Origin of the sequence: Aminobacter sp. MDW-2, assembly GCF_014250155.1 — a bacterium.
Taxonomy (GTDB): domain Bacteria; phylum Pseudomonadota; class Alphaproteobacteria; order Rhizobiales; family Rhizobiaceae; genus Aminobacter; species Aminobacter ciceronei.
This window is the reverse complement of sequence record NZ_CP060197.1, coordinates 487,188-500,835: the sequence shown is the minus strand read 5'-3', so window position 1 is coordinate 500,835 and position 13,648 is coordinate 487,188. Positions and strand designations below refer to the sequence as shown.

The following is a 13,648-nucleotide window of genomic DNA, read 5'->3' as shown; positions in this document are numbered from 1 at the left end:
GACCCGATGAAAGCCATCGTCATCCACGCAGCAAAAGACCTGCGCCTCGAGGACAGCGCCGTCGAGGCGCCCGGTCCCGGCCAGGTGGAGATCCGCCTTGCGACGGGCGGCATCTGCGGTTCGGACCTGCATTACTACAACCACGGCGGTTTCGGTGCGGTGCGGCTGAAGGAGCCGATGATCCTCGGCCACGAGGTCTCCGGCCACGTCGCATCCCTGGGTGAAGGCGTGTCCGGGCTGGCCGTCGGCGATCTCGTCGCCGTCTCGCCCTCGCGGCCCTGCGGCGCCTGTGACTACTGCCTGAAGGGCCTGCCGAACCATTGCTTCAACATGCGCTTCTACGGATCGGCCATGCCATTCCCGCACATCCAGGGCGCCTTCCGTGAACGCCTTGTCGCCAAGGCCGCCCAGTGCGTGAAGGCGGACGGGCTTTCGGCCTGCGAAGCCGCCATGGCCGAACCGCTCGCCGTGACGCTGCACGCCACGCGCCGGGCCGGCGAGATGCTTGGCAAGCGCGTGCTCGTCACCGGCTGCGGGCCGATCGGCACGCTGTCGATCCTCGCCGCACGGCGGGCCGGCGCAGCCGAGATCGTCGCCGCCGACCTGTCCGAACGGGCGCTCGGCTTTGCTCGCGCCGTCGGCGCGGACCGCACGATCAACCTCTCGGAAGACCGCGACGGCCTCGTTCCGTTCAGCGCGAATAAGGGATACTTCGATGTCCTCTACGAATGCTCAGGCGCCCAGCCCGCACTCGTCGCCGGGATCCAGGCGTTGCGCCCGCGCGGCGACATCGTCCAGCTCGGGCTTGGCGGCGAGATGAGCCTTCCCATGATGGCGATCACTGCCAAGGAACTGGACCTGCGCGGTTCCTTCCGCTTCCATGAGGAATTCGCGATTGCGGTGAAACTGATGCAGGGCGGCTTCATCGACGTGAAGCCGCTGATCACCCATACGCTGCCGCTCGCCGATGCGCTCCAGGCCTTCGAGATCGCCTCGGACAAGAGCCAGTCGATGAAGACGCAGATCGCATTCTCTTGAGGACAAGCCCATGAGCACGCAACTTTTCGACCTGACGGGCAAGCGCGCCCTTGTTACTGGCTCCTCGCAGGGCATCGGCTATGCGCTGGCTAAGGGCCTTGCCGAGGCCGGCGCCGAGATCGTCCTCAACGGCCGCGACACAGCCAAGCTGAAGGCGGCCGCCGATAGTCTCGGCGCAAAGCACACGCTCGCCTTCGACGCCACCGACCATGAGGCCGTGCGCAAGACGATCGACGCCTTCGAGGCGGAAGTCGGGGCCATCGACATCCTCGTCAACAATGCCGGCATGCAGCACCGCACGCCGCTGGAGGATTTTCCGGCCGACGCGTTCGAGCGCCTGCTGAAGACCAATATCTCGACGGTCTTCAATGTTGGCCAGGCCGTCGCGCGCCACATGATCGCGCGCGGTGCAGGCAAGATCATCAACATGGCCAGCGTCCAGACCGCACTCGCCCGCCCGGGCATCGCGCCCTATACCGCCACCAAGGGCGCCGTCGGCAACCTCACCAAGGGCATGGCGACGGACTGGGCCAAGCATGGCCTGCAATGCAACGCGATTGCGCCCGGTTATTTCGACACGCCGCTCAACGCCGCGCTCGTCGCCGACGCCAACTTCTCCGAATGGCTGGAGAAGCGCACGCCAGCCGGCCGCTGGGGCAAGGTGGAGGAACTGGTCGGCGCCTGTATCTTCCTCTCTTGCGATGCTTCCTCCTTTGTGAACGGACACACGCTCTATGTCGACGGCGGCATCACGTCCTCGCTCTGAGGCAACCAGGCGTATCGTCCTGATGGGCGTCGCCGGCTGCGGCAAGTCCGCCGTTGGCTCGGCACTGGCCTCCCGCATCGGCGCGACCTATCTCGACGGCGACGATCTGCATCCGCCGGCAAACATCGCCAAGATGAGCCGCGGCGAACCGCTCGCCGACGACGACCGCTGGCCATGGCTGACGCTGGTCGGGCAAAAGCTCGCCGACCCGGACGGCATCATCATCCTCGGCTGCTCGGCGCTGAAACGCCGCTACCGCGACCATATCCGACAAGAGGCCAGCGCGCCCGTCGCCTTCGTGCACCTCGCCGGCAGCCGGGAGCTGATCACCTCGCGCATGGCCGCGCGGGCCGGACACTTCATGCCGACAAGCCTCATCGACAGCCAGTTCGCGGCACTGGAGCCGCCGGCGGCAGACGAAAACGCCATAACCGTCGATATCGACAAGCCGCTGGAGGCGATCGTCGCCGCCATCGCGGCCAGACTGGAGGAGATCCGGACATGACCAAAAGGGTAGCGCTGATCGGCGCAGGCGCCATGGGGGGCGCCATCGGCACGCGGCTGGCCGAGACCGGCAATCGCATCACCGTCTTCGACCCCGGGCCGGACAAGATGCAGGCACTGGTCGACAAGGGCGCCTTCGCCGCCGCGTCGGCCGCTGAGGCCGCCGCCGCCAGCGACTACGTGATCCTCAGCCTCAACGCCCCCGCCATCGTGCGCCGCGCGGTCTTCGGCGAGGCAGGCGTAGCGGCCGGCGCCAGGCCCGGCACGCTGATCATTGACATGTCCTCGATCGATCCGGACGCGACGAAAGAGCTGGCGGTGGCGGCGGCCGAAAAGGGTCTGCGCTGGGTTGACAGCCCGCTTTCCGGCGGCGCGCCGAAGGCGCTCGTCGGCGAGCTGACGCTGATGGCAGGCGGCGCGGCCAAGGATGTAGAGGACGCGTATGCGGTCCTCCAGCACGTCGCTAGCAACTATACCCATATGGGACCGGTCGGCGCGGGCCAGACGACCAAGCTGATCAACCAGGTGCTCTGCGGCCTCGGCTTCCTTGCCGTTGCGGAAGCCACCCAATTGGCGCTCGACGCCGACGTCGATGCAGCAAAGATCCCACAGGCCCTGAAGGGTGGGCGCGCCGACAGTGCCATCCTGCAGGAATACATGCCGCGCTTCGTGGCGAGGGATTACCGCCGCACTGGGCGCATCGACAACATGGTGAAAGACCTTTCCGGCGCGCAGGATCTTGCGCGGCGCACCAACACGGCCATGCCGCTGACGGCGGCCTGCGCCGAAATCCACCGTATGCTGACGGCCGCAGGCCTCGGCGGCGAGGACCAAGCCGCGCTGATGGAATTTTTCCGGGGACCGAACAAGGAGAATTTTGAATGATCACCCGTTACGCACTGTTTGAGGGCAAGGTGAAGCACGGCCAAACCGAAGCCTTCCGCAAGGCCGTCATCGAGCGCATCCTGCCGAAGTGGCGGGCCTTCCCGCGCGCGACCGGCGTGCGTGTCTCCTTTGCGGAAGCCCGCGACGAGGGCGCACCGGAACTGCCGATGATCCTCGCCATCGACTATCCGAGCCTGGAGGCCGTGGAAGAAGCTCTGGCGAGCCCCGTCCGCTCCGAAGCCCGCGCGGCGACCGAAGCAGTCCTTGCCGAATTCTTTGACGGCCGCATCCACCATCATGTGACACTCGCCAATGAATACAATCTTTGAGCATAAAAAGGTCGTCGGCTCGAGGTCCTTACAAGACCGCGGATAGCGGACGCCGGCGGTTGGTTCTCAGCGACCGGCCGCCGATGCCTACCGGCTGTTAGGGCGAGGCCAATTCGGTAGCCGATTCCCAACGCTGACGGGCCTACGGGGGAGGTCAACGCCTCCAAATCGTCAAAAAGCATTTGAAAGCGACATCTGTTGAGCAAAGGTAAGGGACCTCAGCGTTTCTAACGCGGCGGCGGAACTCTTCGTAACGCCAGGGCGGTGAGCAGACAGGTACGGGCACTCGAGAGCCATCGCGGGACGCTGCTGTTTCTCCGCGGTTCGGGGAAGCTCGAGCTTACGCCAGAGGGGCGCCGCTTCTAGTGCGATATTCATTCCGCCTTTGCCATTATTGGCCATGGTACCGCGCGCATCCGTGATGCGCATTCCAGCCAAGCACTAAACATACTGGTCAGTCGGTGTTTCCTACAGCAGTGGTTGTTGCCCAAGCTCAGTAGCTTCGAGGTGAGGGTCCAGGTGACCCTTGCCGCGACTTGCGAAGCGTGGCGCCGTCATCAACCGACTATTGTGGATGACGGTGACAAGTTTCGGGGTGTGTCGGTTCCGGGCAGACGGCGACCCAATCTCATCTTCTTGACGCGCTTTAACGTAATTCAAACAACGGAACTAGCGGTTGTATCGTCGCTCACTTGCATAGAGCGCAACCGCCATAGCGCGGTTGCGAACGTTCAGTTTGTCGTAGAGATTTTTCAGGTGGTACTTAACCGTGTTTTCCGAGATCCCGGTCCGCGTCGCGATCTGCAAATTTGTCCAACCATCCGCCAAGACGCCGAGCAGTTCGAGCTCGCGTGCGGTTAGGCACGACAGCGGCGTCTCGTTGATCTTGGCGACGTCTATGTAAGGGATGCAGATACGGCCGTTGGCGACTGCTAACAGCGTATCGAACAGGATGCAGGGATCGTCGAACTGGTAGCAGTAACCCTGCGCGCCGAGCCGCACGCACTGCTTCAGGATGCCAATATCATGGTCGTTGGAAAAAATGACCACGCGCGGCATCAATTGTCGGCGCTGAAGTTCAATCAACACCTCGCCCGCATCTATGTCGGACAGCTTCCAGGCGACGACGGCAACATCGAAGCTTGGGCTCTTCTCCTCAGCAGCCTTGATGAGCGCACGGCCGGTTTCCACGCTTCCGATTAATTCGAATCTTTCATCTCTAGTTGCGAGGTCGCTGAGCGCGGCGACCACGAGTGGGTTGCGCTCAGCGATTAGGAGTCGGGTCTGATCGTGTCGAGCACTCCGCTGTGATATGTTGGAGTCTTCTCGATACACCTACATTGAGCCCTTAATGGCATCGAGAGGTTGACCTGTCGCGCGGAGGGCCGAAACGACCGTGTTGGCCATCAAAAGTGCAATGGTCATCGGCCCGACGCCGCCGGGCACCGGCGTGATGGCGCCGGCCTGTTCGGCCGCACTGGCATAGTCGACGTCGCCGACAAGCCTAGACTTGCCGTTGGCGCCGCCTTTGAGGCGGTTGATACCAACGTCGATGACGGTGGCTCCCGGCTTGACCCAGTCGCCCTTGATCATTTCAGGACGCCCGACCGCGGCCACCAGGATGTCAGCGCTGCGGCAAAGGGCCGGCAGGTCCTTGGTGCGGCTGTGGGCGATGGTGACGGTGGCGTTGGCGTTGAGCAGAAGGTTGGCCATCGGCTTGCCGACGATGTTGGAGCGGCCGACGACAACCGCGTTGAGGCCCGACAGGTCGCGGCCAAGCGTGCGCTCGATCAACAACATCGAGCCGGCAGGCGTGCAGGGCACGAAGGCGGTGTCGAGTTCGCCGGTGCCGAGCTTGCCGACATTGGTGAAGTGGAAGCCGTCGACGTCCTTGTCGGCCGAGATCGTCTGAATGATCCTGCCGGCGTCGATATGGCCGGGCAGGGGCAACTGGACGAGGATGCCGTGGATCTTGGGGTCGGCGTTGAGCTTTTTCACCAGGGTGACGAGGTCGGCTTCGGAGGTGTCGGCCGAAAGCGCGTGCTCGATCGAATGGAAGCCGCATTCCTTGGCCTTCTTGCTCTTGGAAGCGACATAGACCTGGCTTGCCGGGTCGTGGCCAACGATGACCACAGCTATGCCGGGAACGATACCCGTCTCGGCGATCAGCTTTTCGGCTGCGATCCGAACTTTGGCGACTACATCGGCCGCCACCGCCTTCCCATCTATGATGATTGACACGTATTTCTAATCCTTATTTTAAGACGCGTTCGGCTCAGAACAGTCCTTCGATCTGGCCCTGTTCGTTGAGGAAGATCTTTTCCGACGAGGGTGCCCTGGGCAGGCCGGGCATGGTCATGATCTCACCGCAGATGGCGACGATGAAGCCGGCGCCTGCTGCAAGGCGGACCTCACGCACCGGCACGACATGGTCGACAGGCGCGCCGCGCAGGTTCGGGTCGGTCGAGAACGAGTATTGCGTCTTGGCCATGCACACCGGCAGATGACCGTAGCCCGCCTGTTCCCAGGCATGCAGCTGGTCGCGCACCGACTTGTCGGCGATCGCCTCCGAGCCGCGGTAGATGCGCTTGACGATGGTGTCGATCTTGTCGAACAGCTTCATCTCGTCGGGGTAGAGCGGCGAGAACTGCGAGGCGCCGCTTTCGGCGAGCTGCACCACCTTGTGGGCGAGTTCCTCGATGCCGGCCGAGCCCTTGGCCCAGTGCTTGCACAGGATCGCTTCGGCACCCATCGAGGCGACATAGTCCTTCATCGCCGCGATCTCGGCGTCGGTGTCGGAGACGAAGTGGTTCATCGCCACCACGACCGGCACGCCGAACTGCTTGACGTTCTCGATGTGGCGGCCAAGGTTGGCGCAGCCCTTCTTCACCGCCTCGACATTCTCCTTGCCGAGCTCTTCCTTCTTGACGCCGCCATTCATCTTCATCGCGCGCACGGTGGCGACGATGACGGCGGCTGCCGGCTTGAGGCCCGCCTTGCGGCACTTGATGTCGAAGAACTTCTCGGCACCGAGATCAGCGCCGAAACCGGCTTCGGTGACGACATAGTCGGCGAGCTTCAATGCGGTGGTGGTGGCGACCACCGAGTTGCAGCCATGGGCGATGTTGGCGAACGGGCCGCCATGGACGAAGGCCGGGTTGTTTTCCAGCGTCTGCACCAAATTGGGCTGGACCGCGTCCTTCAGCAGCACCGCCATGGCGCCATCGGCCTTGAGGTCGCGGGCATAGACGGCCGTCTTGTCGCGGCGATAGGCAACGATGATGTCGCCCAGGCGCTTCTCGAGATCTTTCAGATCGGTGGCCAGGCACAGGATCGCCATGACTTCGGAAGCAACCGTGATGTCGAAGCCGGCCTCACGCGGAAAACCGTTGGCGACGCCGCCGAGCGAGCAGTTGATCTGGCGCAGCGCCCGGTCGTTCATGTCCATCACCCGGCGCCACACCACGCGGCGGGTGTCGATGCCGAGCTCGTTGCCCCAGTAGATGTGGTTGTCGATCAGCGCCGACAAAAGATTGTGCGCGGTGGTGATGGCGTGGAAGTCGCCGGTGAAGTGGAGGTTCATGTCCTCCATCGGCACGACCTGGGCATAACCGCCACCCGCAGCACCGCCCTTGACGCCGAAATTCGGCCCGAGCGAGGCTTCACGGATGCAGACGATGGCCTTCTTGCCGATACGGTTCAAACCGTCACCGAGGCCGACAGTCGTCGTGGTCTTGCCTTCGCCGGCTGGCGTCGGGTTGATCGCGGTGACCAGGATCAGCTTGCCGTCCTTGTTCTTGCGTGCATTGGCAATGAACTCGGCCGAGATCTTCGCCTTGTCGTGGCCATAAGGCAAAAGATGCTCGGTCGGAATGCCGATCTTGGCGCCGACCTCCTGGATCGGCTTCTTCTTCGCCGCACGCGCGATCTCGATGTCGGTCTTAAACTCGGCCATGGTCCTGCCTAATCTGTTTTGGTTGGCGTGAAAGTTCGTTGCGAAGCGGGCTCATGCACTCACTGCGACTTCTGACAAAGGTTGGCTCGTTTGTTGGGTTATTGACGCTGGCACTTTCGGGCACTCAAGAAAAATCCGGTTCCTGCATGCAGCGCAAATGACTGGGTCGAGGTGGCGCACGACACCTGGAATAGCCTCACTCTTGCGGCGAAATACGTGCCCTCGACCAATTTCCTTCGCTACCCGATACGTGGAAAGCTGTTGACGCAACCGGGGATACTTGACGATGAGATAAAGGCCGCCGCCACGCGCTTTACGTCTTTTGGCCTCTTCGATGAGAAACTCCGCACCTGAAAGGTCCATACCGATGTTCCCGTCGATGCCCATCACCATATGAGTCTGATGAGGCCGGGTCTGTTCCAGGCGACGGAACTGTCGTTGTAGCCCCTCCAGTGCTCCGAAATAGAGCGGGCCTTGAAGACGTGAGAAGATTGCCTGCGGGCATTCCGGCAGCTTGGCTCTCTCGGCATTGGCGAAGCTCCGGTGTGGATTCTTCGGATTGGGAACCCATAACGGCACATCAGTTTGCATGGTCCTGCGCAGGAAGAAGCACAGCGACAGGATCACGCCCAAAAATATGGCGAATTCCATCTCCAGGAACAGAACCGCAAGAAAGGTACAGACAAGCACCATGGACTCGGGCGGGCTTGTGCGAAGTACATGGCTGATCTTTTCGAATTCAACCAGTCGCCATGCAATCAGGATGATGAGGCCGGACATTGCCGGGATAGGCAGGTAGTGCACCAGCGGTGCAATGAATGCTATCATCCCGAGCAAAAAAAGTGACGACAATATCGCCGAGAGCGGGGTCCTTGCTCCGCAATCATAATTCAAACCGCTTCGCGTTAGCGAACCAGATCCGGCATAAGAAGAAAAAAGCGAACCGACGAGATTTGATAGCCCCTGGCCGATGATCTCCCGGTTCGTGTCGATATGTTGACGCGAGCGTCCTGCAATGGCTCTTGAGATCGAGACAGTCTGCAGAAGGCCGATTAAAGCGATCGCGAATGACCCCGGCGCCAGCGATCGCAGCTCCTCAGCGGAAAATTCTGGGATGCGAAATGGTGGGAGGTGGAAGGTTATCGGTTCCACGAATTCAACGCCATGTGCTCGCGCATGCATGAGGTAGGCAACTGCGCCACCAAGTATCAGAGCAATCAGATGACTGGGCCACTTTGGCAACAGCCGCCGCAGCAATATCGATGAAACGAGCGTCACCAGAACGACCAAGATCAGGCTGTAGTTTGCCTTAGCGATAAAGACTAGGGAGTCGAGATTCGACAATCGGTCGTGCTCAAGATTTGTGGTTAGGCCTTCCATGATGGTGGCGATTTGGCTTTGTCCTATCAGGACCGCGGCGCCAGCGGTAAACCCCATCATCACCGACGGGGAAACAAAGTTCATCAACTGGCCGAGGCGCGCGATTCCAAGCAGGAACTGGAACGCGCCGACAAGAAGGCTGACGGTCATGGCGGCTGCTATGAATTCAGCACTTCCGGGCTGATATACAGGACTCAATGTTGCAAACACGACGAGTGAAATGGCTGTGGACGGCCCTGAAATCTGATGCCATGAGCTCCCATAGAGCGCAGCCACAATCGGAATCACGACGGCGGAGTAGAGCCCATATTCTGGTGGTAGGCCCGCAATTGCGGCGAACGCAATGGCCTGGGGCAAAACCACCGCCGCATTGGTGAAGCCTGCGAACGTATCAGCTTGCAGAGTGCGCTTATCGACAAGGCGCATCCAGTCCAGGAATGGAAAGAGCGACTTCATCCAGCGACGATCCGCAATATTTCGCATCATTCATCCATCGAGCCAAAGCTCAAGCGACCCTTTACCTTCCAAGATCTGGCGACGGGAAGGAAGGTGGTTCGCGGCAAGTAATGCCGCGGTGTTGCGGTTGAAGCCGACTGCCCGTTATGGGGTCAGACCAGCCTTTCAGTTAGGTTTAACGTTACGTGGCTCTGGGCACGTCCACTGTCGGCGAGCCGACAATCGCAATGATTTTGCCTGAAAGCTTCATGCGGCCGACCGTATGCTCCTGCTGGGGCCATGACGTTGCGGCGTAATATCTAATGAAAAATTGCAGTCGTATCGTGCTTTTGTCGGCGGGCCGACAGATGCAACCCGCAACCTGCGTCACCCTACCCCTCACTGAATTCAGCCAACCTTTGGTCAATCAAGAATGAGGAAGCGGATATGGATGTGCCTGTTACCAGAAAACGGGTGACCCTCAACAATTTGCACGACAAGAAAAAGCGCGGCGAGCGGATTACTTCGATCGGCGTCTACGATGCGCCACTCGCCGCCATCGCTGACAAAGTCGGCTTCGATCTACTTGTTATCGGAAACGCGGGTCCAATGTCGTTGTTTGGCCATGCCGATCCCACGACGGTCAAATTCGAAGAGCAGCTGTTTATGACCCAGGCGGTCAGCCGCGTCACGAAGTATGGCCTCATCGTCGCGCACATGCCTTATCTAACTTACCACTCTTCGAAGGAAGATGCGGTTCGTAACGCTGGTCGCCTCGTGGCCGAGGGTGGTGCTCATGCCGTAAAATGCGAGGGTAACCGTTATACTGCAGAGTATGTCGCTGAGATCGTGCGTGCTGGCATTCCAGTCATGGGTCATATCGGCATGCAGGCGTCGCGCCGCGTAGAACAAAGCGGTTTCGGTGTGAAAGGCCGGACTGCCGAGGATGCCCGCAAGATTCTCGATGATGCGGAAGCATTCGTTGAAGCTGGCGTATTCGCATTCATCTTGGAACAGGTGCCCGCCGAATTGGCCGAGTTCCTCGCCAGTCGCTTGGATGTTCCAGTGATCACGCTAGGCGGCGGCACAAACGCAGACGGCATATACCACATCGCAGGCGACGTGGTTGGATACAGTGCCTTCCCTATGCCAAAGAACAGGCGCAGCTTTACTAATGTCCAGCCGCTGCTTGAGGAAGGAATCACAAAATACAAGGCCGCCGTTGTCGACGGAAGTTATCCCGCAGAGGGCGACTCGTTTCGAATGAACGAGGGGGAGTTCGAGAAGTTCATGGAGTCGTACGGAAGAAAAACCAGTCTAAAATCCGTCATTTAGTTCTTGTCTTGGGAGGAGACAAAATGAAGAATATAGTTCGCACCTACATTGCTGCAGTCTTGCTGTCAGCCGGCATCGCTGGTTCTGAAGCGTTTGCCGGCGGCACGCAGCAATCAAGTTATGAGAAAATCGTTGCGCAGCAAACCCAAGTGGCCGGTGATGCAGTCAACTTGCGCTCAAACTACTGGCTAGCGTGGACCGGAGCCTGGGACACGGTCGTCATGAAGGAGACGCGTCTGTGGGAGAAGTGGCTGCCTGCCGGCAGCCAGGTCACTTGGCAGCGCAACTTGCAAGGCCCCCCGGTTATCACGGATCTCCTGAGCGGTAAGCAGCAGATCGGCTACATCGGTGACAACCCCGCTATTGTGTCGACCACCAAGCGCGACATCGCTCCTGTCAATCTGGTAGCCGTAAACACCATCTCGCCGGGGCGTATGTGTGGCCATCTTATTCTCGGAAAGGGCGCGCCTGAGTTCACCAACTACAAAGACGCCATCAAGTGGCTAGAGGGGAAGACTATCGGCGTGCCCCGGGGAAGCTGTGCTGACCGCCTAGCGCAAGTGATAGTAAAGCACGAAGGTATTAACGTGACCTGGCAGCAGATGCAGGCCGAAGTCGTGGTCACCAGCCTGCAAGCCGGAAAGATTGACGCCGCTGCCGTCTACGAGCCGCATTCGTCTAAGGCTGTTTTCGACGGCTATGCCAAGTATGCGATCTCGTCCAATCCGTATGGTGAACTAGATGCCAATGCCGTCGTAATGCGGCAGGACTTCATCGAATCCAATCGAGATGTCGCTAAAGCCTGGCTCAAGGCGAACATTGAAGCTCTGTATTTTCTCAAGGAACACCCAATCGAGACGATCGAGATGGTGAAGAAGGAGCTGCCTGGCTACACCAGAGAAAACCTCTGGCACGCGATCTACGGCAATCTGCCAAAGGAAACTGGCGCAAGCGACACCGTGCTCGTAGGCGCTATGAGTTTCACCAAGGATGTCAGAGACCTTCTGCAGCGCGGGCACGACTTCCTGCACGAAATCAAAGTCGTGGTCGAACCGCAATTCGATCCCAAGGCCATCCAAGATGATCTCGTTACCGAGGCATTCAAGGAACTTGGCCTCGACCCCAGCCAACCTCTCTTCGTCATCAAGGATGGTGACATGGGCACCAATCCTTTCAAGGGTGACGAGCTGGTCAAAAGCTAAGGCACCTGGCGGAAAATGGCGGCGAGATCAACTGTCGATCTCGCCAGCCTGAGATGGGAACAATCGAGATGCAAACGCAAACAGTTACTCAGCTCGCCGCGACTGGCGCGAGCCCCAGCAGTATCATCTTTTCTGTCGCCGGTGCGGACAACGGAAACCGCGAAGCAGCGCTGATTGAAGCCTTTCGACAGAAAAACGGAAGCAGTCAGGGCAAGGTTGGACGGCTTCTCAGAAGCTCTTCCCTGCGGTATGGCGCACTGGGCTTTGCAGTGTTCCTGGTCGCTTGGTATTTGGCTACGGATCTGCTGAAATTGCCTCGCTTCAACTTCCTGCCGTCACCGGTTCTGGTCTTTTCAGAGTGGATGAGTAGGGAACCGACGCATGGCGTATCGATATTCACGCCGATCTACTATGAGCACATCCTCGTCAGCATGCGCCGGGTTTTTCTGGCGTTCGCGATTGCGGTGCTTGCCGGCGTACCGCTCGGCATCCTCCTTGGTTGGAGCCGAGCGTTTCATAATTTCTTCTTTCCAATTGTCGAACTTCTACGCCCGATCCCGCCACTAGCCTGGGTGCCGTTCGCCGTACTCATCCTGCCCGGTGTTGAGACACCCGTCGTCTTCGTGACGCTGCTCGCAGCTTTCTTCGCGACGGTTCTGAACACTGTCCTCGGTGTCTGGTCCATCAATGACGACTATTTCCGAGCGGCAAGCTGTCTCGGCTACACTAGGTTGGACGTGCTCACCCGCGTCATTGTCCCGGGGTCGATGCCGTTCGTATTCACTGGCTTGCAGATTGCCATGGGCGTGTCCTGGTTCTCACTGGTTGGCGGCGAGATGATTGCCGGCAGATCCGGCTTGGGTTTTCTGATCTTCGACGCCTACATGCAGGTCGCATTGCCCAACATCGTCATCGGTATGATTACGCTCGGCATCCTCGGATACGCATCCAGCGCAGCGATCCGGCGCTTGGGCGACCGGCTGATGGCTTGGCAGTCCAAGGGAAGGAATTCACAATGACCAGGCTTTGGGACTCTAAACTTTTCAGTTTGGCGCACTGGTCACGGCGCTTGCGCTCACCGGTTCTGTGGCAAGGATTGGCCGGTATAGTCACCTTCTTTGCCGTCTGGCAGATCGCAAGATGGCTGGGGTGGATGGCGATTATCCCCTCTCCGATTGAGCTTGCGGAGGGTATTCCTGAGGAGATTGCACAGACAGGCTACTGGCAGAATTGGATCGACAGTAGCCGCAGGGTTTTCGTCGGCTTCGGCATAGCCGCGATTTCAGCCATCGTAATCGGCGTCCTCATGGGTATGAGCACCAGGCTGCGCGCTGCCATCTTCCCACTATTCGAGGTTATGCGCCCGGTCCCGCCTCTCGCCTGGCTCCCGCTCGCCATTCTCTTCTGGCCGAGCTCTGAGATGACGATGGCGTTCCTGACCTTCATCGGTGCCTTCTTTCCGATCCTCCTGAATGTGCTGGCAGGTATAGACAAGGTTGACCGTCGCTATGTCCAAGCAGCTTTATCGCTAGGGTCCAGCCGCGGCGCCTTGTTCCGGCGAATTCTGGTTCCAGGCGCGCTACCATCGCTATTCACGGGTCTCGCTATTGCCATCGGCATCACTTGGGAAGTGGTGATCGCGGCCGAGATGGCGTCGGGCACTAACGGTCTCGGCTACATGACGTGGGATTCGTATATGACGCATTCGATGATTGGAATTGTGCTCGGCATGCTGAGCATCGGACTGGCAGGCATGGCCTGCAGTTGGATGATGCGCTGGGTCGGCCAAATCGCCACCCCCTGGCAGAAATAAGGAGGC

The 13,648-nt window shown here is 60.0% G+C and carries 14 protein-coding genes; 10 read left to right on the top strand and 4 right to left on the bottom strand.

Annotated features, from left to right (window positions below):
- Positions 1–6: 6 nt before the first annotated feature.
- From H5P29_RS02485 to H5P29_RS32895, 6 genes are all read left to right on the top strand, one after another.
- A complete protein-coding gene (locus H5P29_RS02485; RefSeq protein WP_154385773.1) occupies positions 7–1,038 on the top strand; it encodes an L-idonate 5-dehydrogenase in 1,032 nt (343 codons plus the stop codon).
- A gap of 10 nt (positions 1,039–1,048) precedes the next feature.
- Complete coding sequence (locus H5P29_RS02480) at positions 1,049–1,804, top strand: SDR family oxidoreductase (protein WP_154385774.1); 756 nt, start codon at positions 1,049–1,051, stop codon at positions 1,802–1,804.
- Positions 1,805–1,826: 22 nt separating this feature from the next.
- Complete coding sequence (locus tag H5P29_RS02475) at positions 1,827–2,309, top strand: gluconokinase (RefSeq protein WP_154385775.1); 483 nt, start codon at positions 1,827–1,829, stop codon at positions 2,307–2,309.
- Positions 2,306–3,193: an NAD(P)-dependent oxidoreductase gene (locus H5P29_RS02470; RefSeq protein WP_154385776.1), complete on the top strand. Its 888-nt coding sequence runs from the start codon at positions 2,306–2,308 to the stop codon at positions 3,191–3,193. The genes H5P29_RS02475 and H5P29_RS02470 overlap by 4 nt, the downstream gene beginning before the upstream one ends.
- The gene (locus tag H5P29_RS02465) at positions 3,190–3,522 is read left to right on the top strand and encodes a hypothetical protein (RefSeq protein WP_154385777.1); all 333 of its coding nucleotides are present in this window, start codon (positions 3,190–3,192) and stop codon (positions 3,520–3,522) included. The genes H5P29_RS02470 and H5P29_RS02465 overlap by 4 nt, the downstream gene beginning before the upstream one ends.
- Before the next feature lie 264 nt (positions 3,523–3,786).
- Positions 3,787–3,888: a LysR family transcriptional regulator gene (locus tag H5P29_RS32895; RefSeq protein ID WP_182575118.1), complete on the top strand. Its 102-nt coding sequence runs from the start codon at positions 3,787–3,789 to the stop codon at positions 3,886–3,888.
- A gap of 303 nt (positions 3,889–4,191) precedes the next feature.
- Here the strand turns inward: H5P29_RS32895 and H5P29_RS02455 are convergent, their stop codons facing one another.
- The 4 genes from H5P29_RS02455 to H5P29_RS02440 form a co-directional block, all read right to left on the bottom strand.
- Positions 4,192–4,773, bottom strand: a complete 582-nt coding sequence (locus H5P29_RS02455) for a response regulator transcription factor (protein ID WP_246787014.1) — start codon at positions 4,771–4,773, stop codon at positions 4,192–4,194.
- Between the two features lie 84 nt (positions 4,774–4,857).
- The gene (gene folD, locus H5P29_RS02450; protein ID WP_182575119.1) at positions 4,858–5,763 is read right to left on the bottom strand and encodes a bifunctional methylenetetrahydrofolate dehydrogenase/methenyltetrahydrofolate cyclohydrolase FolD; all 906 of its coding nucleotides are present in this window, start codon (positions 5,761–5,763) and stop codon (positions 4,858–4,860) included.
- A gap of 34 nt (positions 5,764–5,797) precedes the next feature.
- On the bottom strand, positions 5,798–7,477 hold the full coding sequence (locus tag H5P29_RS02445; protein WP_154385778.1) for a formate--tetrahydrofolate ligase: 1,680 nt from the start codon (positions 7,475–7,477) through the stop codon (positions 5,798–5,800).
- Between the two features lie 51 nt (positions 7,478–7,528).
- On the bottom strand, positions 7,529–9,313 hold the full coding sequence (locus H5P29_RS02440; RefSeq protein ID WP_182575120.1) for a SulP family inorganic anion transporter: 1,785 nt from the start codon (positions 9,311–9,313) through the stop codon (positions 7,529–7,531).
- 426 nt (positions 9,314–9,739) lie between these two features.
- Between H5P29_RS02440 and H5P29_RS02435 the strand changes: the two genes are divergently transcribed.
- The 4 genes from H5P29_RS02435 to H5P29_RS02420 all read left to right on the top strand — a co-directional run bounded on the left by H5P29_RS02435 (position 9,740) and on the right by H5P29_RS02420 (position 13,642).
- The gene (locus H5P29_RS02435) at positions 9,740–10,627 is read left to right on the top strand and encodes a 3-methyl-2-oxobutanoate hydroxymethyltransferase (RefSeq protein WP_154385780.1); all 888 of its coding nucleotides are present in this window, start codon (positions 9,740–9,742) and stop codon (positions 10,625–10,627) included.
- A gap of 23 nt (positions 10,628–10,650) precedes the next feature.
- Positions 10,651–11,829 (top strand): ABC transporter substrate-binding protein, encoded by a 1,179-nt coding sequence (locus H5P29_RS02430; RefSeq protein WP_154385781.1) that lies wholly within the window; start codon positions 10,651–10,653, stop codon positions 11,827–11,829.
- Between the two features lie 68 nt (positions 11,830–11,897).
- Complete coding sequence (locus tag H5P29_RS02425) at positions 11,898–12,848, top strand: ABC transporter permease (protein ID WP_154385782.1); 951 nt, start codon at positions 11,898–11,900, stop codon at positions 12,846–12,848.
- Complete coding sequence (locus H5P29_RS02420) at positions 12,845–13,642, top strand: ABC transporter permease (RefSeq protein ID WP_154385783.1); 798 nt, start codon at positions 12,845–12,847, stop codon at positions 13,640–13,642. The genes H5P29_RS02425 and H5P29_RS02420 overlap by 4 nt, the downstream gene beginning before the upstream one ends.
- Positions 13,643–13,648 lie beyond the last annotated feature (6 nt).

Bases quoted from the DNA above. Each gene is read 5' to 3' on its own strand.
- H5P29_RS02465 (WP_154385777.1), top strand. From the start codon at position 3,190: ATGATCACCCGTTACGCACTGTTTGAGGGCAAGGTGAAGCACGGCCAA.
- H5P29_RS02425 (WP_154385782.1), top strand. From the start codon at position 11,898: ATGCAAACGCAAACAGTTACTCAGCTCGCCGCGACTGGCGCGAGCCCC.
- H5P29_RS02420 (WP_154385783.1), top strand. From the start codon at position 12,845: ATGACCAGGCTTTGGGACTCTAAACTTTTCAGTTTGGCGCACTGGTCA.
- H5P29_RS02440 (WP_182575120.1), bottom strand. From the start codon at position 9,313: ATGAAGTCGCTCTTTCCATTCCTGGACTGGATGCGCCTTGTCGATAAG.
- H5P29_RS02480 (WP_154385774.1), top strand. From the start codon at position 1,049: ATGAGCACGCAACTTTTCGACCTGACGGGCAAGCGCGCCCTTGTTACT.
- H5P29_RS02435 (WP_154385780.1), top strand. From the start codon at position 9,740: ATGGATGTGCCTGTTACCAGAAAACGGGTGACCCTCAACAATTTGCAC.
- H5P29_RS02475 (WP_154385775.1), top strand. From the start codon at position 1,827: ATGGGCGTCGCCGGCTGCGGCAAGTCCGCCGTTGGCTCGGCACTGGCC.
- H5P29_RS02430 (WP_154385781.1), top strand. From the start codon at position 10,651: ATGAAGAATATAGTTCGCACCTACATTGCTGCAGTCTTGCTGTCAGCC.
- H5P29_RS02470 (WP_154385776.1), top strand. From the start codon at position 2,306: ATGACCAAAAGGGTAGCGCTGATCGGCGCAGGCGCCATGGGGGGCGCC.
- H5P29_RS02445 (WP_154385778.1), bottom strand. From the start codon at position 7,477: ATGGCCGAGTTTAAGACCGACATCGAGATCGCGCGTGCGGCGAAGAAG.
- H5P29_RS02485 (WP_154385773.1), top strand. From the start codon at position 7: ATGAAAGCCATCGTCATCCACGCAGCAAAAGACCTGCGCCTCGAGGAC.